Origin of the sequence: Novosphingobium huizhouense, from assembly GCF_020179475.1 — a bacterium.
In the GTDB taxonomy this organism is placed as follows: domain Bacteria; phylum Pseudomonadota; class Alphaproteobacteria; order Sphingomonadales; family Sphingomonadaceae; genus Novosphingobium; species Novosphingobium huizhouense.
Window position 1 is genome coordinate 67,125 of the sequence record NZ_JAILXZ010000003.1, and the last position, 18,279, is coordinate 85,403.

Genomic DNA, 18,279 nt, shown 5'->3' on the forward strand with positions numbered 1-18,279 from the left:
GGCCCGGACCTGACGCGATCGGGGTGACGACAGGCAGATGTTCCGGCTTTTCAAGCACTACATTCCCAATGCCGTGCTGGTGCTGGCGTTGGTGGACTTCGTCCTGCTGCTCGTCTCGGGCGAGTTGGGCTGGCTGCTGCGCGCGCGCCAGATCGGCATGGACCCCGGCAACGTCACGCAGCGCTGGCTGCCGCTGCTGAGCTATGCTGTGCTGACCCAGCTCGCGATGATCGCGGTGGGGGTCTACGGTTCCGACGCGCTGCGCTCGATGCGCTATGCAACCGCCCGGCTTCTCGTTGCCATCAGCCTCGGCATCATCGCGCTCTCGGTGTTCTACTTCCTCCTGCCGGGACGCACGCTGTGGCGTTCCAACCTGTTCTACGCGATGGCGATCACCATCGCGCTGCTGGTCTTCGTCCGCCTGGTGCTGGGCAACGTGCTCGGCACCGCGCCGTTCCGCCGTCGCGTGCTCGTGCTCGGCGCGGGCGAGCGGGCCGATCGGCTGCGCCAGCTCGCCGAGCGACCCGAGGCCGGGTTCCTGATCGTCTGCTTCGTGACGATGAGCGACCAGATACCGGTCATCGAGGAAGCGATCAACCGCACCGCGATCCACAACCTTACCCGCTTCGTCGACAATCTCGGGGTTGGCGAGGTGGTCCTCGCGCTCGAGGAACGCCGCAACGCGCTGCCCCTGCAGGACCTCCTGCGGATCAAGACCACGGGCGTCCACGTCAGCGACTTCTCGACTTTCATCGAGCGCGAGACGGGGCGCATCGACCTCGACACGGTCAACCCGAGCTGGCTGATCTTTTCCGACGGCTTCTCCTCGGGCCGCATGTTCTCGAGCGTGCTGAAGCGCCTGTTCGACGTCTTCGTCAGTCTCGTGCTGATGGTGCTGACCCTGCCGCTGGTGGCTCTCTTCGCCGTGCTGGTGAAGCTCGACAGCCGGGGCCCCGCCTTCTTCCGCCAGACCCGGGTCGGGCTCTACGGCGAGACCTTCAACCTCATCAAGCTGCGCTCGATGCGCGTCGACGCCGAAGCCGCCGGCGCGCAGTTCGCGCAGGAAAACGATCCCAGGGTGACCCGGATCGGTCGCTTCATCCGCAAAGTCCGCATCGACGAGCTGCCGCAAGTGTGGACCGTGCTCAAGGGGCAGATGAGCTTCGTCGGCCCGCGCCCGGAACGGCCGGAATTCGTGACCGATCTCGAGGACAAGCTGCCGTTCTACGCCGAGCGGCACATGGTCAAGCCGGGGATCACCGGCTGGGCGCAGATCAACTACCCCTACGGCGCCTCGATCGAGGATTCGCGCCACAAGCTCGAATACGACCTCTACTACGCCAAGAACTACTCGCCCTTCCTCGACCTGATCATCCTGTTGCAGACCTTGCGCGTGGTGATCTGGCGCGAGGGCGCGCGCTGAAGGAGCCGCGCTGATGCTGAACCCCCTCGGCTGGGCCGGCCTTGCGCAATGGTCGTTCCTTCTCGCCGCGTTCGGCGCGATGTTGCTGGCGGTCTGGCAGGTCGACCGCCGCAGGCGCGGCAGGCCGTCTACCCGCAGCGAGATCGCGGCCCTCGGTGCGACAGCGCTGTGGGCGCTGCTGGCGGCGGGGGTCGGCCAGCTCTACTTCGTCACGCAGGCGGCCGAGGTTCTGCGCAACCTCGGCTGGCTGGCGGTGGTCTACGCGCTCTTAGCCCGCGACGGGCGACACGCGAGCGTCGGGCCGGTGCGCCCGGTGCTGGTCGTGCTGGCGATGCTCGAGGTGTTCCAGCTGGGGCTGCTGGTCCTGAACCTGCGCTACACCGGGCAAGCGGTGGCGCAGGGCATGATCTTCCAGATGTCGGTCATGTTCCGCCTGCTGCTGGCGACCGGCGCGCTGGTCCTCGTCCACAATCTCTACGCCGGGTCGATCGCCGCGCAGCGTGGCGCCGTGCGCTGGATCTGCGGCGCGCTGGGGGTGATCTGGGGCTACGATCTCAACTATTACACGATCGCCTACCTCGGCAGCCAGATCCCGAACGAAATGGCCGCGATCCGCAGCCTGGCGAGCCTGCTTTCGGTGGTGCTGCTGTTTGTCGGCGCGCTGCGCGGGCAATCCACCCTGCGCTTTTCGCCTTCGCGCACGATCGCGTTCCAGTCGCTCTCGCTGCTGGTGATCGGCGGCTACATGATCGCGATGGTCGCCGCCGCGCAGTCGCTCGCCTGGCTCGGGGGCAACGTCGGGCAACTGGCGCAACTCGGCTTCGCCTTCGCCACCACGATCATCGTCGTCGCGCTGGTGCCCTCGCGCCGCCTGCGCGGCTATCTCAACGTCTGGCTCGCCAAGCACTTCTTCCAGCACCGCTACGACTATCGCGCCGAGTGGTTGCGCTTCACCCGCACCGTGGGGCGCGGCGGGACCGGCGCAACGCCGCTGCACGATCGCGTGGTCCAGGCCGTGGCCGACATCACCGACAGCAGCCGCGGCCTGCTGCTCGTTCCCGGTGAACATGGCGAATTGGTGCTCGCCGCCCGCTGGCAGTGGCCGACGCTCGAAGTCCCTGCCGAAGCCATGGCGGCCGCCAGCGCCGCCTTCTTCGAGCGGCGCGGCTTCATCGTCGATTGCGACGAGATCCGCGCCGGCATCGACCATGCGGGCGAAGGTGCGCTGATGCCGCGCTGGCTTATCGAGGAGGCGAGCGTCTGGGCGCTGGTCCCACTGCTGCACTTCGATCGCCTCGTCGGGCTGGTCGTGCTGGGCCACCCGCCGCTGCCGCGCAAGCTCGACTGGGAGGACTTCGACATGCTGCGCGTGGTCGGCCAGCAGCTCGCCAGCTACCTGGCCGAGCATACCGGCCAGGTCGCACTGCTCGAGGCAAGCCGGTTCGACGAGTTCAACCGCCGCATCGCCTTCGTGATGCACGACATCAAGAACCTTGCGAGCCAGCTCGCGCTGCTGTCGCGCAATGCCGAGCGCCATGCCGACAACCCCGAGTTCCGCAAGGACATGCTCGTCACGCTGCGCAACGCGGCCGACAAGCTCAACGCGCTGCTCGCCCGTCTGTCGCGCTATGGCGCCGGGAACGTCGAGCGGCTCGAGGACGTCGACGCGACCGAGGTGGTCCGCGCAATCGCCCGGCGCTACGATCCGCTGCCCGATGCACCGGCGGGCGAGGGGCCCCGCGTGATCGTCACCGACGCGCAGCCGTGCACGCTGCTCGCCAATCGCGAAACGCTCGAGCAGGTGCTCCTCCACCTCGTGCAGAATGCGGTCGACGCGAGCCCGCCCGGCATGGCGGTGTTCCTCCAGACGCGCGGCGAGGGCGTCTGGGGTTATGTCGAGGTGATCGACACCGGCTGCGGGATGAGCGCCGACTTTGTCCGCAACCGCTTGTTCAAGCCGTTCGTTTCGACCAAGAACGGCGGCTTCGGCATCGGCGCGTTCGAGGCGCGCGAACTGGTCACGGCGATGCGCGGGCGGCTTGATGTGGAAAGCCGCGAGGGCCTCGGCAGCCGCTTTACCGTCCGCCTGCCGCTCGCCGCGACGGCCGGACTAATGGACTCCCTGTCGATCCCTGCGGGCATCGGCGGCAAAGACAACGCGAAGAAGGTGGCATGATGGCGGACGATCGTCCGAAACTGCTGATCGTCGAGGACGATCCGGGGCTGCAGGCCCAGCTCAAGTGGGCCTACGAGGATTTCGAGGTGTTCATCGCCGGCGATCGGGCCAGCGCGCTGGCCTTGCTGCGCGCCGAGGAGCCGCCGGTGGTTACGCTCGACCTAGGCCTGCCGCCCGATCCCGACGGCACCAGCGAAGGCTTCGCCGTGCTCGACGAGATCATGGCGCTCAAGCCCGATACCAAGGTGGTCGTCGCCTCGGGCCACGGCGCGCGCGAAAGCGCGCTCCATGCGATCGCCCACGGCGCCTACGATTTCTACCAGAAGCCGGTCGACATCGACGCGCTCGGCCTTATCGTCCGCCGTGCGCTTCACCTCCACCGGCTCGAGCGCGAGAACCGCGTGCTCGCGGAAAAGGCCCCGGCCGACAATCGCGTGCTGGGCCGTCTCGTCACCGGTGCACCCGAGATGGTCAAGGTCGCCCGCACGATCGAGCGCGTCGCCAACACCAACGTCTCGGTCATGCTGCTGGGCGCGAGCGGCACCGGCAAGGAACTCCTCGCACGCGGGCTGCACGAAGCCTCGACCCGCGCCAAGGGAGCGTTCATCGCGATCAACTGCGCCGCCATCCCCGAGAACCTGCTCGAAAGTGAACTGTTCGGGCACGAGAAGGGCGCCTTCACCGGAGCCGTCAAGACCACCGAAGGCAAGATCGAGCTGGCCAATGGCGGCACGCTGTTCCTCGACGAAGTCGGCGACATCCCGCTCCAGCTCCAGGTCAAGCTGCTGCGCTTCCTGCAGGAGCGGACGATCGAGCGGATCGGCGGACGCAAGTCGATCGAGGTCGATACCCGCATCGTCTGCGCAACGCACCAGAACCTCGAGGCGATGATCGCCGACGGGCGTTTCCGCGAGGACCTCTACTACCGCCTCGCCGAGATCGTCGTGCGCATCCCGAGCCTTGCCGAGCGCCCCGGCGACGCCGCGTTGCTGGCAAAAGTGTTCCTCACCCGCTTTGCCCGCGAGATGAACCCGCAGGTCAAGGGGTTCGCCCCCGATGCCCTTGCGGCGATCGACGCGTGGGGCTGGCCTGGCAACGTGCGCGAGCTGGAGAACCGGGTGAAGCGTGCGGTGATCATGGCCGATGCGAAGCTGGTGACGGCGATGGACCTCGATCTCGAAGGCGGGGAGGGCGAAGGCGAGACCCCGCTCAACCTCAAGTCCGCGCGCGAGGCGACCGATCGCAAGATCATCCGCCATGCCCTCGCACGCAGCGAAGGCAATATCTCGAGCACGGCGCGGCTGCTCGGCATCAGTCGCCCGACGCTCTACGACCTGCTCAAGCAGTACGACATGCAGGCCTGATGCGCCGGGCCCTGCGGATCCTCCCGGCGCTGGCTCTGGCGCTTGCGCTGACATCGCCGGTGGCGGGCGGCGGCATTCCGGTCGAGCAGGCCCGCGCCTCGGCGCGTGCGGCGCTCGACCGTCGCGATCCGATTGCCGCCGAGGTCATCCTGCGCAAGGCGATCGCCGGCGGTGTTCCGGCCGATGCCTTGCGCGCCCAGCTCGCCGAGGCCTTGCTGAGGCAGGGCGAGGGCGACGAAGTGCGGCGCGTGCTCGCCGCGGGCGGATTTACGCCGGAGACCAGCGGACTCGGGTGGCGCGTGCGCGGACAGCTCGAGCTTGCCTCGGGCAATCTCGGCGGCGCGGCCCAGGCCTTCGACAAGGCGCTCGCGGTCGCGCCGCGCGATGCGGACTTGTGGACCGCGATCGCATCGCTGCGGTTTTCGGGCGGCGAGCAGGCCCAGGCCGTGGCGGCGGCGGACTTTGCGGTGCGGCTCGATCCGCGCAACCCCGGCGCGCTGGCGCTGCGCGGGATGCTGATCCGCGAACAGTACGGCCTTCTCGCCTCGCTTCCCTGGTTCGAGGCGGCGCTGCGCCTGCAGCCGGACGATCCCGGGCTCCTCGGCGAATATGCCGCCACGCTCGGCGACATCGGTGAATATCGGGCCATGCTGATCGTCTGCCGGAAGATCGCGCAGATCGACCCCCGCAACCCGCGGCCGTTGTTCCTTCAGGCGGTGCTGGCGGCGCGCGCCGGGGAAACCGATCTGGCCCGAGCCATCCTGTTGCGCACGGGCACGGCGCTGCGCGACGTGCCTGCCGCCATCCTGCTCAACGGCGTGCTCGAGTTCCGCGCCGGCAACAGCAACCTGGCCGTCGCGCAATTCGACCGGCTCCTGCGCGTCCAGCCCGACAATCTCCAGGCGCGCGACCTGCTCGCGCGCGCGCTCGACCGCATGGGCGATGCCCGCCAGGTCGTCACCCGTTTCGATGCGGATGCCCAGCAGGCCTACGCTTCGCCCTATTTGCTCGAGATCGTCGCGCGCGCCTGGGCGAAGCTCGGCAATCGCGCCCGCGCGGACCAGTTGCTCGCCCGTGCGGCGCAACGCGGCACTCGCGCCGCGGTCCCCTTGCGCACCGATCTGCCGCTGCCGGTGCTTGCCGCCCGTTACGCCGATGGACCCCGCTTTGCCGTCAACGCCGTGCCATACGTCCGGGCGTTGCTCGCGGCCGGACGCAAGGACGAGGCGCAGGATGTCGCCGACCGGTTGAGCGATGCCAATCCCGGCGCAGCGGACGCCTGGCTGCTGTCGGGCGATGTCGAGATGGCCCGAGGCCGGACCGGCGAGGCGCTTGCCGATTTCGGCAATGCCGCGGCGATCCGCTTCAACGAGCCGGTGCTGCGCCGCATGGACGCGGCCCTGCGCGCGCTCGGGGCTCGCGACAAGGCCGACGGCATGACCTCGCGCTACCTTGCCCAGAACCCGTCGAGCCTCGTTGCGATGAAGCTGCTCGACGCTTCGTGGGCGGCGGGGGGAGCGACTCCCGCTCGCCGGCAACTCGGGAAAGCGCTCGCCGCGCGGGGACAGCTGCCCGGCCTCGACTGATTTTGCACTCGACAGCCGCGCGCGCCAGCGGCTATCGCCTGTTCAATCGATCAATTAAATTTGCATGGAGAGGGCAATGGCCGGCGCGCTTGAGGGTCTTACCGTTCTGGAATTCGCAGGAATCGGGCCCGGCCCCTTTGCCTGCATGATGCTGGCGGACCACGGCGCCAAGGTCATCCGCATCGAACGCCCGGGCAAGCCCGGTCGCCACGGCGATGCCGGCCAGCGCGATATCCTCAACCGCAACCGCGTGCGGATCGAGCTTGATCTCAAGGACCCGGCTGCGATCGCCCGCATCCGCGAACTGGCCAAGGAGGCCGATGCGATCGTCGAAGGCTATCGCCCGGGCGTGATGGAGCGGCTCGGCCTCGGGCCCGAAGTGCTGCTCGCCGACAATCCGAAGCTCGTCTACGGTCGCATGACCGGCTGGGGCCAGGACGGTCCGATGGCGCCGCTCGCCGGGCACGACATCAACTACATCGCCCTCTCGGGCGCGCTGCATACTTACGGGCAGGCCGGCGGCAAGCCGCAGTTCCCGGTCAATGCGGTGGGTGATTTCGGCGGCGGCGGCATGGTCATGGCCTTCGGCATCATGGCCGGCGTGTTCTCGGCGCAGCGCACCGGCAAGGGCCAGGTGATCGACGCGGCGATGGTCGATGGCGCGGCGATCCTGTCGGGCATGACCTGGACGTTCTATGGCAACGGCACGTGGAAGGACGAGCGCGGCACCAACCTGCTCGACGGCGGCGCCCACTTCTATGACACCTACGAAACCGCGGACGGCAAGTGGATCTCGCTTGGATCGATCGAGCCGCAGTTCTACGCGTTGCTGATGGAAAAGACCGGTCTTGCCGAAGACCCGCAGTTCCAGCGCCAGATGGACCCGACGCAGTGGCCCGACCTGAAGCAGCGAATCGCCGCGCTAATCGCGACGAAGACCCGCGACGAATGGTGCGCCATCATGGACGGCACCGATATCTGCTTCGCCCCGGTCCTCAGCCTCGCCGAAGCGCCGTCGCACCCGCACAACGTGGCGCGCGGCACGTTCACCACCGTCGACGGCATGGTCCAGCCGCGCCCGGCGCCGCGCTTCCTCGGCACGCCTGCGCCCGAGCCGCGGATGACGAGCGTGCCGCTCGACTGATCGGTCAGTCGGCCCGGACGGCGGCTTCGATCTCGCCGTCCGGGAGCTTGCGCTTGTGGCGCACCGACCAGTAGAGCGAAGCGCCGATCAGCACCGCGCCGATCAGCCCGGTCACCGTCTCGGGTATCTCGAAGCGTGCAGAGGCGAGCATGATGCCGCCCAGCGCGATGATCGCCCAGAACGCGCCGTGTTCGAGGTAGCGATATTCCGACAGCGTGCCGCGCTCGACCAGGACGATCGTCATCGAGCGCACGAACATCGCGCCGATCGACAGGCCCAGCGCGATCACGATCATGTTGTTGGACAGGGCAAAGGCGCCGATCACCCCGTCGAAGCTGAACGAGGCGTCGAGCACGTTGAGGTAGAGGAACCCGCCGAGACCCGAGCGCACCATGGCGCCCGCCGCCTTCTGTGCCTCCTCGCGCATTTCGAGGATCGTGCCGATGGCCTCGACCGCGATGAACGCGACGATCCCGAGCGCGCCGGAAACCATGAAGGTCAGTGCGCCGTCGACCGGCAGCAGCAGCGAAACACCCCACAGGGCCAGCAGCAGCAGCGCGATCTCCGCTGCCTTGACGTTGGAGAACAGCGCGAGCTTCTCCTCGATCCAGTCGATCCAGTGGACGTCCTTCTCGTCGTCGAAGAAGAACGACAGCCCCACCATCGCCAGGAACGCGCCGCCGAACCCGGCGATTCCGATGTGCGCGCCGCTGACGATCTCCTCGTAGCGGCGGGGGTCCCGCAGCGAGAGATGGAGCGCCTCGACCGGGCCGATCCCGGCGGCAATCGCCACGATCGCCAGCGGAAAGACGATCCGCATGCCGAACACCGCGATCACCATGCCCCAGGTCAGGAAGCGCCGCCGCCAGACGTCGTCCATCTCCTGCAGGACGGTCGCATTCACCACCGCATTGTCGAACGAGAGCGAGATTTCGAGCACCGACAGGACCACGACGATCCACACCAGCGACAGCGTTGCCGATGCGGAATGGGTTTGCCACCAGCCATAGGCCACCGCGAGCGCGAGGCAGGCGAGGGTGAACAGGAAGGATCCCTTGAACTGGTTGAGCAAAACGTTTCGCGCTTTCGTGTGTGGGTGTGGCGGCAGCCACGTCGGTCCAGGGCGCGCCTCTAGCCCGGCGGGCCTGCGTTCGCAAAGCCTTCCGGGCCAGTATGGTTCCAGTTGCGCGGCGAGAACCGCCGCCGCTTACGCCTTGGGCGCGCGCGGCTGGTAGGTCTGCTCGATCCCGGGGAAACTGCGGTCGCGCACCTCGGCGGCGTATCGCGCGGCCGCGCCGGAAATCACGTCGGCAATGTTTTCATACACTTTGACGAAGCGCGGGACGCGCTCGAACATGCCCAGCATATCCTCGGTCACCAGCACCTGCCCGTCGCACTGCGCCGAAGCGCCGATGCCGATGGTGGGGCAGGGGACGGCCTGGGTGATCGCGATCGCGATCGGCTCGACCACGCCCTCGATGACGATGGCGAAGGCGCCGGCATCGGCCAGCGCCTTGGCGTCGCCGACGATCTTCGCCGCTTCGGCTTCGTTGCGGCCGCGCGCATTGTATCCGCCGAGCACGTTGACCGCCTGCGGGGTCAGGCCGACATGGCCCATCACCGGGATGCCGCGCTGGGTCAGGAACGCGACCGTCGGCGCCATCGCCTCGCCGCCTTCGAGCTTGATCGCTGCGCAGCCGGTTTCCTTGAGCACCCGGCTGGCGCTGGCGAAGGCCTGCTCGGGGCTCTGCTCGTAAGTCCCGAACGGCATGTCGACGACCACGGCGGCGTGGTACGAGCCGCGCACCACCGCCGCGCCGTGCGCGATCATCATGTCGAGCGTCACCGGCACGCTCGAGGGCAGGCCATAGATCACCTGGCCGAGCGAATCCCCCACCAGCAGCAGATCGCAGTGCGCATCGAGCAGTTGGGCCTGCCGCGCGGTGTAGGCCGTGAGCATGACCACGGGCTCGGCGGTCATGCCGTCCTTCTTGCGCTGGCGGATTGCCGGCACGGTCAGGCGCTTCATCGGCGCGGGCGTCGGGTTCGCGCGGCTGGTGGCGGTATCGAGCTGGAAGGTGGTCGACATCGTGAAAATTTCTCTCCCTTCGGGGCGAAAGCTTCTAACCCCTCGCGCAAAAGCCGCAAGCAGCCGCGCAAGGCTGGGGAAAAAGCGCTTTTCGGCACCTGCGCTTGCCGCTAGCGTCCGTCTGCATAACCTGGTTACCGGTGCAACGACCGCAAGGGGGTGGTGCGTTGCGCCGCCCCGCGTTCGGGAGAAATGCATGTTCGGTCGCGTCAAACCACTCGACGCCATTCTAGCAACTGCCGAGAAAAAGGGCCTTCATCGCTCGCTCGGCCCTGTCCAGCTTACTCTGCTCGGCGTCGGCGCCATCATCGGCACCGGCATCTTTGTGCTCACCGCCGCGGCCGCGCAAAAGGCGGGACCTGGCATGATGTGGAGCTTCGTCATCGCCGGCTTCGTCTGCGCGGTGGCGGCGCTGTGCTATTCGGAACTCGCCTCGATGGTGCCGGTCTCCGGCTCGGCCTATACCTACAGCTATGCGGTGGTCGGAGAACTCCTCGCGTGGATGGTCGGCTGGGCGCTGATCCTCGAGTACGCGGTGGCTGCGTCCGCGGTTTCCGTGGGGTGGTCGGGTTACTTCATGGGACTTGTCAAAAGCCTGACAGGTTTCGAGCTACCCGCCATGTTGCGCGCCGGGCCGACCTGGACGATGAACGGGGTCATTCCGCACCCCGATTTCTCGACCGGCCTGATCAACGTGCCGGCGATCTTCGTCGCGCTCGCGGTCACGGCGCTGCTGGTGCGCGGCACCAAGGAAAGCGCCACGTTCAACGCGGTGCTGGTGGCGATCAAGGTCACCGCGCTGACCATGTTCATCGTGCTGACGCTGCCGGCGCTCGACCGCAGCCATTTCGCGCCGTTCGCGCCCAACGGCTGGTTCGGCCCGGCGGGCACCTCGGGCATGGGCATCGTCGGCGCCGCTTCGTCGATCTTCTTCGCCTATGTCGGCTTCGACGCGGTCTCGACCGCGGCCGAGGAAACCAAGGATCCGCAGCGCAACGTGCCGATCGGCCTGATCGGCAGCCTTGCGCTGTGCACGATCTTCTATCTGCTCGTCGCGTCGGGCGCGATCGGTGCGATCGGCGCGCAGCCGACGGCGCTGGGCGTGCCCCCGGGCTCGGCCGAGTTCACCCAGCAGTGCGCCGCGCTCCTCGCGCAGGGCCAGGAACCGCTGGTCTGCTCGAACGAGGCGCTGGCCCATGTGCTGCGCGCGATTAACTATTCGTGGGCGGGCGACCTGATCGGCCTTGCCGCCAATCTTGCGCTGCCTTCGGTCATCCTGATGATGATGTTCGGCCAGACCCGCATCTTCTTCGTGATGGCGCGCGACGGCCTGCTGCCCGAAAAGCTCGCCAGCGTGCACCCGAAGTGGAAGACGCCGCACGTTGTCACCATTGTCACCGGTGTGTTCGTGGCGATTGCCGCGGCGCTGCTGCCGGTCGGCCAGCTGGCCGATATCTCCAACTCGGGCACGCTGTTCGCGTTCTTCATGGTGGCGATCGCGGTGCTGATCCTGCGGCTGCGCGATCCCAATCGCGTCCGCCCGTTCCGCACCCCGCTGGTCTGGGTGATCGGGCCGATCGCGGCGGTGGGCTGCGTGTTCCTGTTCTTCAACCTGCCGTTCGAGGCGATGATCGTGCTGCCGGTCTGGGGCGCGATCGGGCTGGTGTTCTACTTCGCCTACGGCTTCCGCATGAGCCATGTCGGGCGCGGTCTCGTCGAAGTTCACGAGGAGGACGGCGACGTTCCGCCGCAGCCGGTGCCGCCGGTCGCCTGACCATCGCCGCAGGGCATGAAAAAAGGGCGTCTCCCCGCTGGGAGGCGCCCTTTTGGTTTGGGGGATGTGGGGCTCAGAGCTGGGTTTCGGCAAACCCGCCCTTGATGTCGTTGGTCACGTCCATGCCCAGCGCCATCTTGACCGTGTTGAGCGCGCCCAGTTCGCCCGCCCAGATCGAAGCGTCGCCCAGGTCCATGCGCAGCATCAGCAGGTTGGGATCGTCCTTGCCGCCGGGAAACCAGGCTTCGACGAAGTTGTTCCACTGCGCCTCGAGCCGCTCGCGGCTGGTTTCCTCGACGAGCGTTCCGGCAAAGCGCGCGAACACGTCGTGACCCTTGGAAGCGAAGGTCGCGGTCGCCGCACCCATCGTGGCGAAACGGTTGTCGCGCGAGGTGAAGAACCAGATGGCGCTGTTCGCGTCCTTGTCGAGCTGCGCGGTCATCGGCGCCGCCGAATCGGGGTCCTGGTCGAGCTGGAGCATCACGTAAGGCGAGGCGGACATCGCCTTCCAGAACTTGTCCTTGAGCTCCTGCGGGTCGCCCTGGTCGTATTTCATGGCAGTGCATCCTGTTGTTTGGCTTGGGCCTGCAACGGGATTTCGGCGCGGTTGGTTCCGCTGCAGCGCGCGATGGAGCCCCCATGGGCAAGCCTGTGGACAGCCGGATTGCATCGGTCCGTCCATGGAACATAATAAGAACATCGGAGTCGATTCGCCATGCACCTGTCCAACTCGTCCGTTCCTTCCGGCCTTCCGCCTGGTCTTGTCCGCGGCCTTGCCGCATCGACGCGCGCGGGCCGGTGGCGTCCGGGGCTCGCCACCGGCTGCCGCCATGCCGAGATCTTTGCGCCCGCAGGCGAAGGCAGCGGCGCGGGCCTTGCCCTTGCCCTCGCGCGCGAAGCGCTGAAGAACGAAGGCTGGCGCTGTGCTCCCGGCGATCCTGCCGCCGATACGCCCGACGAGCGCGCCTGGCTCTGGGTGCAGGACAAGGCCGCGCGTCGCTTGTCGGGCCGGCCCTATCGCCCGGGCCTGCCGCCCGACTTGCGCCACCGCCTGATCCACGTCGCCGCCGACAAGCCCGAGGACGCGCTGTTCGCGCTGGAGGAGGCCTTGCGCTGCCGGGATCTCGCCTTCGTCATCGGCGAGATTGCGGGCAACCCCAAGGCGCTCGATTTCACCGCCTCGCGCCGATTGAGCCTCGCGGCCGAAAGGCACGGCGTGCCGCTCTGGCTGGTGCGGCTCGATGCCGCCTGCGATCTCGGCTCGGCGCGGATGCGCTGGAAAGTGGTCGCCGCGCCATCGCCGGCGCCGCGCTGGAATGCCCATGCCCCGGGCGATCCCACCTGGCGCGCCGAGCTGTTCCGCGCCCACACCTTCCAACCCGGACAATGGACCTTGCGCGATGACGCCTCCGCCCTCGCTGTCTCCCCCGCTTTCGAGGCGGGTGCTGGCGATCTGGTGCGCGCACCTGGCGATCGATCGTTGGCGGCTGGCTGAGGGCTGCGACAGGGGGCGCGACGCCGATGCGGCCCCCGTCGTGCTGGTCGGCGAAAGCGCGCACGGCCCGCGCATCGCCGCGGTCAATGCCGCCGCGCAGGCGCAAGGGGCGGTGGTGGGCACGATGCTCGCCGATGCCCGCGCGCTGTGCCCGGGGCTCGTCGTCCATCCCGCCGATCCTGCCGGCGATCTCGCCTTTCTCGAAGGCCTCGCGCTCTGGGCGCAGCGCTGGGGGCCGTGGAGCGCGCTCGATCCGCCCGATGGAGTGATCGTCGACACCACTGGCGCCGCGCACCTGTTCGGCGGCGAGCAGGCGCTGGTCGCGGATGCCCTGCGCCTGCTGCAGCGGCGGGGCCTTGCCGCGCGCGTCGCGCTCGCGCCCACCGCCGGCGCGGCCTGGGCGCTTGCCCATCACGGTCCGCAAGGCGCGATCCTGGCGGGCGGCGAGGACGTCGCCCGCCGCCTCGGCGCGCTGCCGGTGGCGGCGCTGCGGCTCGACGACGATGTCCTGCTGCTGTTGCGTCGCTTGGGGCTCAAGCGGATCGAGGATCTCGCTTCGGTCGAACGCGAGAACCTCGCCCGGCGTTTCCGCAACCGCCGCTCGCCCGCCGCCAATCCGCTCGTCCGGCTCGACCAGTTGCTCGGCCGCGTGCCCGAGCCGGCGCTGCCGGTGATCGGGGTGGAGGCGCCGATGGTCCAGCGCCGGCTGATGGAGCCGATCCGCCACCGCAGCCTGCTCGACCGCGTCGTCGCCGACCTGGCCGGGGACATGGCGCGCGCGCTCGAAGGGCGCGGGCAGGGGGCGCGGCGGCTCGAACTGGGGCTGTGGAAGGTCGATGGCGAGGTCTTGGTGCGGCGGCTCGAGATGGCCGCCGCCTCGCGCGATCCGGCGCATCTGGTGCGCCTGTTCGCGGCGCGGCTCGACGATGTCGATGCAGGCTTCGGCATCGAACTGGTGCGGATGCGCGCTTCGTGGACCGAGCCGCTGGCGCTGGCGCAGAGCGATCTCGAGGCCGCGGCCGAGAACCACGGCACCAGCCTTGCCGCCTGCATCGACCGGCTGACGGTGCGGCTGGGGCCGCAGGCGGTGCGCCGCCCGGCGCCCCAGGCGAGCCACCTGCCCGAACGCGCGCAGCGCTGGCAGCCACCTCTCGCACCGGTGAAGACTTCACAGGAAGAATTCGAATTTCACCACAGGCCACTGAAACTGCTGGATAGACCCGAATCGATCGCGGTCATCTACGCTGCTCCCGACGGCCTGCCGCGCGTGTTCGGGTGGCGCGGTCGGCGGCACGTGATCGCGCGCGCCGAAGGCCCGGAGCGGATCGCGCCCGAGTGGTGGCGCGAACGCTCGAGCGTGCGCCTGCGCGACTACTACCGCATCGAGGACGAGGAAGGCCGGCGTTTCTGGATCTACCGCCACGGCATCGCAGGCGATGGCCGCGGCGGCATGCCCGAATGGTTCATCCAGGGGCTATCGGCCTAGCGCCCTGCTCAGACCGGTGGCGCCACCATGGCGCTCGCGGTCATTGCATCGAGCACTTCCTGCCGGTCGTCGGGATCGCGCCCCGCAAGGAAATCGAGCAGATTGGCCTTCAATCGTTCGACCTGCGTCGCGAACACGCCGTGCGGCTCGCCATCGTATTCGATCAGCGTCGATTGCGGCACCGCCCGCGCAACCGCGCGCCCCGTCGCCTCGATCGGCACGGTCTTGTCCGAGGTGCCGTGGATCACCAGCGTCGGCACGGTGAAGGCGGGCAGGTCGGGGCGGAAGTCGGTCGTGGCGAAGGCCTTGGCGGCGGCGAGCGTCGGGCGCAGCCCCGCCATCATCGCCGTCGCCCACGACAACTGCAGCACTTCGTCGCTGACCGGCTGGCTGATCCAGCCGACGCCGTAGAACTCCTTGAAGAACGTGGCCATGAACTTGGCGCGATCCTCCAGCATGCCGTCGGTCATCTGGTCGAAGGTCGCCTGCGGCACGCCATCGGGGTTGTCGTCGGTCTGGAGCATGTAGGGCACGACCGACGAGACCAGCGCCACGCGCGCCACGCCGCGCCCGCCATGGCGCGACATGTAGCGCGCGATCTCGCCGCCGCCCATCGAGAAGCCGACCAGCGAAACGTTCTCGGTCGCGCCGGTCGCGGCCATCACATCGGCAAGGTCGTCGGCGAAGGTGTCGTAGTCGTAACCGCCCGAGGGCTGGTCCGACCGGCCGAAGCCGCGCCGGTCGTAGGCGATCGCGCGGTAGCCCGCTTCGGCCAGCGCATGGCTGATCGGGTCCCACGAATCGCCCGACAGCGGCCAGCCGTGGATCAGGATCACGGGCGCGCCGTCGCCCCAGGACTTGACGTAGAGACTGGTCCCGTCGCGGGTCTCGATCATCGGCATGGCATTGAATCTCCGTGGGGTCCCGTCCGTCCGCCGATCAACCGCGCGAGCCATGCAGCGGTTCCTCGCGCGCTGCCCCTCGGCCTGCCTCAAGAGGCAGGGAACGGGTCTGGCCATTTCCAACGCGAGAACATATAAGGAACAAATGACCCGGCAATCCGTGATGGAACGACTCGAAATCCTGGCCGACGCCGCCAAGTACGATGCTTCCTGCGCCTCGTCGGGCACGGCCAGGCGCAACAGCAAGGGCGGGAAAGGGATCGGCTCGACCGAAGGCATGGGCATCTGCCACGCCTATGCGCCCGATGGCCGCTGCATCTCGCTGCTCAAGATCCTGCTGACCAACCACTGTGTGTTCGATTGCCACTACTGCATCAACCGCAAGAGTTCGAACACGCGGCGCGCGCGCTTCACCCCGCAAGAGGTGGTGGACCTGACGCTGGCGTTCTACCGCCGCAACTACATCGAAGGGCTGTTCCTTTCCTCGGGCATCGTCAAAAGCTCCAGCCACACCATGGAACAGTTGATAGAAGTCGCACGCATCCTTCGGGCAGAACACGATTTTCGCGGGTACATCCACCTCAAGACGATCCCCGAGGCCGATCCCGAGCTGGTCGCGCGCGCCGGGCTCTACGCCGATCGCGTGTCGATCAACGTCGAACTGCCGACGGTTGCTGGCCTCACCCGCCTCGCGCCTGACAAATCGGCGGGGCAGATCGAAGGCGCGATGGGCACGGTCAAGGCCGCGATCGTCGAAGCCAAGGATGCCCGCACGAAGTTCAAGTCGGCTCCGAAGTTCGCGCCCGCCGGGCAGTCCACCCAGATGATCGTCGGCGCCGATGCGGCGAGCGATGCCGATATCGTCGGGCGCGCGAGCACGCTCTACGATCGCTTCGCCTTGCGCCGCGTCTATTACTCCGCGTTCAGCCCGATCCCCGACGCCAGCGCGGTCCTGCCGCTCAAGCGCCCGCCCTTGATCCGCGAGCACCGCCTGTACCAGTCGGACTGGCTGATGCGTTTCTACGGCTATGCCCCCGGCGAAGTGCAGCAGGTGACCGACGCCGGCGGCATGCTCCCGCTCGACATCGATCCCAAGCTCGCCTGGGCGCTCAAGTTCCGCGAGCGCTTTCCGGTCGACGTCAATCGCGCTCCGCGCGAAGCGCTGCTGCGCGTGCCGGGGCTCGGCGTGCGCGCGGTCAACGCGATCCTCGCCGCGCGCCGCCAGCGTCGTTTGCGACTCGACGACATCGCCCGGCTGACGGTCTCGCTCGCCAAGGTGCGCCCGTTCCTCGTCGCCGAGGACTGGCGCCCGGTGCTGCTGACCGACAAGGCCGACTTGCGCACGCTGGTCGCGCCCAGGAAGGCCGAGCAGCTCGAACTGTTCGTGGCATGACCCCGTTTCGCGACATGCGCCTGCCGCACGCCTATCAGGTCACGCTCGGCGCGCCGGACGATTTCGAAGGCTGGCGGGATCAGGCGCGGCGGCTGGTCCAGTGCGACGTCCCGCCCGACCGCGTGGTATGGGATGCACCCGGCAGCGCGGCCACGGATCTCTTTGCCCAAGGCGACCGCCGCCTGCCCGTGCCGGCGGCTGGGGCGGCGCAACCGCGCGCGTCGCGTCAGTTCCTGCAACTTGCCCAAAGCGTCACCCTTCATTCTGATCCGGAAAGATTTTCCTTGCTGTACCGGTTGCTCTGGCGGCTGCAGGCGCAGCCCCGGCTGATGGAGGATGCCGCCGATGCCGATGTCGGGCAGGCCGACCGGCTGGCGCGGCAGGTGCGGCGCGACATCCACAAGATGCGCGCCTTCCTGCGCTTCCGCGTGGTCGAGGAGGACAGCGGCGCGGAACGCTACGTCGCCTGGTTCGAGCCCGAGCACCACATCCTGCGCGCCAATGCCGGGTTCTTCGTCCGCCGCTTCACCACCATGCGCTGGTCGATCCTCACGCCCCAGGGGACGCTCCACTGGGATGGCGAGAGCTTGCAGGAAGGCCCCCCGGCCGAACGCGCCGATGCGCCCAGTGGCGACCCCACCGAGGACCTGTGGCGCCGCTACTATGCGTCGATCTTCAACCCCGCGCGTTTGAAGATCGGGGCGATGCTCAAGGAGATGCCCCGCAAGTACTGGAAGAACATGCCCGAAGCGGCGCTCATTCCCGAGCTCGTCGCCACGGCCCAGGCGCGCGAGGCGACGATGGTGGATAGCGGCAGGTCGATGTTCGAGGACGCGGAGCGCCCGGCGAACCTCGAGCAGATTGCGAACATGATCGAGGCCTGCCGCCGCTGCCCGATCGGCTGCAACGGCACCCATGCCGTGGCGGGCGAAGGGCCTTCACGCGCGCCGCTGATGATCGTCGGCGAGCAGCCCGGCGATGTCGAGGAACAGCAGGGGCGGCCGTTCGTCGGCCCGGCCGGGCGCCTGCTCCGTTCGCATCTCGAAGACGCGGGCCTCGATCTCGGCGCTGCCTGGCTCACCAATGCGGTCAAGCACTTCAAGTTCGTGCCGCGGGGCAAGCGACGGCTGCACCAGTCGCCCACCGCCAAGGAGATCGACACCTGCCGCTGGTGGGTCGACAGCGAGCGCCTGCTGGTCCGTCCGCGGCTGATCCTCGCGCTCGGCGCCAGCGCGGCGCGCGGGCTGCTCGGCCGCACCGTCAGCGTGCAGAAGGAGCGCAGCCGGCCCCATGCGCTCGAGGATGGGGCGGAGCTGTGGATCACCACCCACCCCAGCTACCTGCTGCGGCTCCAGGATGACGCCAGGGCAGGCGAGGAGGCCCGCTTTGCGCAGGACTTGCGCACGGTCGCAGGGCGTCTTGCCGAGCTGACGTCATGACCGGCAGG

At 68.4% G+C, this 18,279-nt stretch carries 14 protein-coding genes; 10 read left to right on the top strand and 4 right to left on the bottom strand.

Annotated features, from left to right (window positions below):
• The first annotated feature begins 37 nt into the window (after window positions 1-37).
• The 5 genes from K3A85_RS12295 (at window position 38) to K3A85_RS12315 (ending at window position 7,693) form a co-directional block, all read left to right on the top strand.
• Window positions 38-1,423, top strand: a complete 1,386-nt coding sequence (locus K3A85_RS12295) for a TIGR03013 family XrtA/PEP-CTERM system glycosyltransferase (RefSeq protein WP_225206819.1) — start codon at window positions 38-40, stop codon at window positions 1,421-1,423.
• Window positions 1,424-1,436: 13 nt separating this feature from the next.
• Window positions 1,437-3,599 carry an XrtA/PEP-CTERM system histidine kinase PrsK gene (gene prsK / locus K3A85_RS12300; protein ID WP_225206820.1) on the top strand — a complete coding sequence of 721 codons (2,163 nt, stop codon included), beginning with the start codon at window positions 1,437-1,439 and terminating at the stop codon, window positions 3,597-3,599.
• Window positions 3,599-4,963, top strand: coding sequence for a PEP-CTERM-box response regulator transcription factor (gene prsR / locus K3A85_RS12305; RefSeq protein ID WP_225206821.1), 1,365 nt, complete (start codon window positions 3,599-3,601; stop codon window positions 4,961-4,963). The genes prsK and prsR overlap by 1 nt, the downstream gene beginning before the upstream one ends.
• Window positions 4,963-6,549, top strand: coding sequence for a tetratricopeptide repeat protein (locus K3A85_RS12310; protein ID WP_225206822.1), 1,587 nt, complete (start codon window positions 4,963-4,965; stop codon window positions 6,547-6,549). Before prsR ends, K3A85_RS12310 begins: the two co-directional genes overlap by 1 nt.
• A 76-nt stretch (window positions 6,550-6,625) precedes the next feature.
• Window positions 6,626-7,693, top strand: coding sequence for a CaiB/BaiF CoA transferase family protein (locus tag K3A85_RS12315; RefSeq protein WP_225206823.1), 1,068 nt, complete (start codon window positions 6,626-6,628; stop codon window positions 7,691-7,693).
• A 4-nt stretch (window positions 7,694-7,697) separates the two neighbouring features.
• Here the strand turns inward: K3A85_RS12315 and K3A85_RS12320 are convergent, their stop codons facing one another.
• Together K3A85_RS12320 and panB are read right to left on the bottom strand one after the other, a co-directional pair.
• Window positions 7,698-8,765, bottom strand: a complete 1,068-nt coding sequence (locus K3A85_RS12320; protein WP_225206824.1) for a DUF475 domain-containing protein — start codon at window positions 8,763-8,765, stop codon at window positions 7,698-7,700.
• Between the two features lie 135 nt (window positions 8,766-8,900).
• Window positions 8,901-9,782, bottom strand: a complete 882-nt coding sequence (gene panB, locus K3A85_RS12325) for a 3-methyl-2-oxobutanoate hydroxymethyltransferase (protein WP_225206825.1) — start codon at window positions 9,780-9,782, stop codon at window positions 8,901-8,903.
• Window positions 9,783-9,978: 196 nt separating this feature from the next.
• Here panB and K3A85_RS12330 point away from each other — a divergent pair, with 196 nt between their 5' ends.
• The gene (locus K3A85_RS12330) at window positions 9,979-11,556 is read left to right on the top strand and encodes an amino acid permease (protein WP_225206826.1); all 1,578 of its coding nucleotides are present in this window, start codon (window positions 9,979-9,981) and stop codon (window positions 11,554-11,556) included.
• 73 nt (window positions 11,557-11,629) lie between these two features.
• Here K3A85_RS12330 and K3A85_RS12335 read toward each other — a convergent pair whose 3' ends face one another.
• Window positions 11,630-12,112 carry a pyridoxamine 5'-phosphate oxidase family protein gene (locus tag K3A85_RS12335; RefSeq protein WP_225206827.1) on the bottom strand — a complete coding sequence of 161 codons (483 nt, stop codon included), beginning with the start codon at window positions 12,110-12,112 and terminating at the stop codon, window positions 11,630-11,632.
• 159 nt (window positions 12,113-12,271) lie between these two features.
• Between K3A85_RS12335 and K3A85_RS12340 the strand changes: the two genes are divergently transcribed.
• On the top strand, window positions 12,272-13,051 hold the full coding sequence (locus tag K3A85_RS12340) for a hypothetical protein (RefSeq protein WP_225206828.1): 780 nt from the start codon (window positions 12,272-12,274) through the stop codon (window positions 13,049-13,051).
• On the top strand, window positions 12,957-14,537 hold the full coding sequence (locus K3A85_RS12345; RefSeq protein ID WP_225206829.1) for a DUF6504 family protein: 1,581 nt from the start codon (window positions 12,957-12,959) through the stop codon (window positions 14,535-14,537). The genes K3A85_RS12340 and K3A85_RS12345 overlap by 95 nt, the downstream gene beginning before the upstream one ends.
• 8 nt (window positions 14,538-14,545) lie before the next feature.
• Here K3A85_RS12345 and K3A85_RS12350 read toward each other — a convergent pair whose 3' ends face one another.
• Window positions 14,546-15,439 (bottom strand): alpha/beta fold hydrolase, encoded by an 894-nt coding sequence (locus K3A85_RS12350; protein ID WP_225206830.1) that lies wholly within the window; start codon window positions 15,437-15,439, stop codon window positions 14,546-14,548.
• Between the two features lie 145 nt (window positions 15,440-15,584).
• On the opposite strand from K3A85_RS12350, the gene K3A85_RS12355 reads away from it, so the two are divergent.
• Complete coding sequence (locus tag K3A85_RS12355) at window positions 15,585-16,832, top strand: putative DNA modification/repair radical SAM protein (protein ID WP_225206831.1); 1,248 nt, start codon at window positions 15,585-15,587, stop codon at window positions 16,830-16,832.
• Window positions 16,829-18,271 (top strand): UdgX family uracil-DNA binding protein, encoded by a 1,443-nt coding sequence (locus tag K3A85_RS12360; RefSeq protein WP_225206832.1) that lies wholly within the window; start codon window positions 16,829-16,831, stop codon window positions 18,269-18,271. The genes K3A85_RS12355 and K3A85_RS12360 overlap by 4 nt, the downstream gene beginning before the upstream one ends.
• Window positions 18,272-18,279 lie beyond the last annotated feature (8 nt).

Bases quoted from the DNA above. Each gene is read 5' to 3' on its own strand.
- K3A85_RS12295 (WP_225206819.1), top strand. From the start codon at position 38: ATGTTCCGGCTTTTCAAGCACTACATTCCCAATGCCGTGCTGGTGCTG.
- prsK (WP_225206820.1), top strand. From the start codon at position 1,437: ATGCTGAACCCCCTCGGCTGGGCCGGCCTTGCGCAATGGTCGTTCCTT.
- prsR (WP_225206821.1), top strand. From the start codon at position 3,599: ATGGCGGACGATCGTCCGAAACTGCTGATCGTCGAGGACGATCCGGGG.
- K3A85_RS12310 (WP_225206822.1), top strand. From the start codon at position 4,963: ATGCGCCGGGCCCTGCGGATCCTCCCGGCGCTGGCTCTGGCGCTTGCG.
- K3A85_RS12315 (WP_225206823.1), top strand. From the start codon at position 6,626: ATGGCCGGCGCGCTTGAGGGTCTTACCGTTCTGGAATTCGCAGGAATC.
- panB (WP_225206825.1), bottom strand. From the start codon at position 9,782: ATGTCGACCACCTTCCAGCTCGATACCGCCACCAGCCGCGCGAACCCG.
- K3A85_RS12330 (WP_225206826.1), top strand. From the start codon at position 9,979: ATGTTCGGTCGCGTCAAACCACTCGACGCCATTCTAGCAACTGCCGAG.
- K3A85_RS12335 (WP_225206827.1), bottom strand. From the start codon at position 12,112: ATGAAATACGACCAGGGCGACCCGCAGGAGCTCAAGGACAAGTTCTGG.
- K3A85_RS12340 (WP_225206828.1), top strand. From the start codon at position 12,272: ATGCACCTGTCCAACTCGTCCGTTCCTTCCGGCCTTCCGCCTGGTCTT.
- K3A85_RS12345 (WP_225206829.1), top strand. From the start codon at position 12,957: ATGACGCCTCCGCCCTCGCTGTCTCCCCCGCTTTCGAGGCGGGTGCTG.
- K3A85_RS12350 (WP_225206830.1), bottom strand. From the start codon at position 15,439: ATGCCGATGATCGAGACCCGCGACGGGACCAGTCTCTACGTCAAGTCC.
- K3A85_RS12355 (WP_225206831.1), top strand. From the start codon at position 15,585: ATGACCCGGCAATCCGTGATGGAACGACTCGAAATCCTGGCCGACGCC.
- K3A85_RS12360 (WP_225206832.1), top strand. From the start codon at position 16,829: ATGACCCCGTTTCGCGACATGCGCCTGCCGCACGCCTATCAGGTCACG.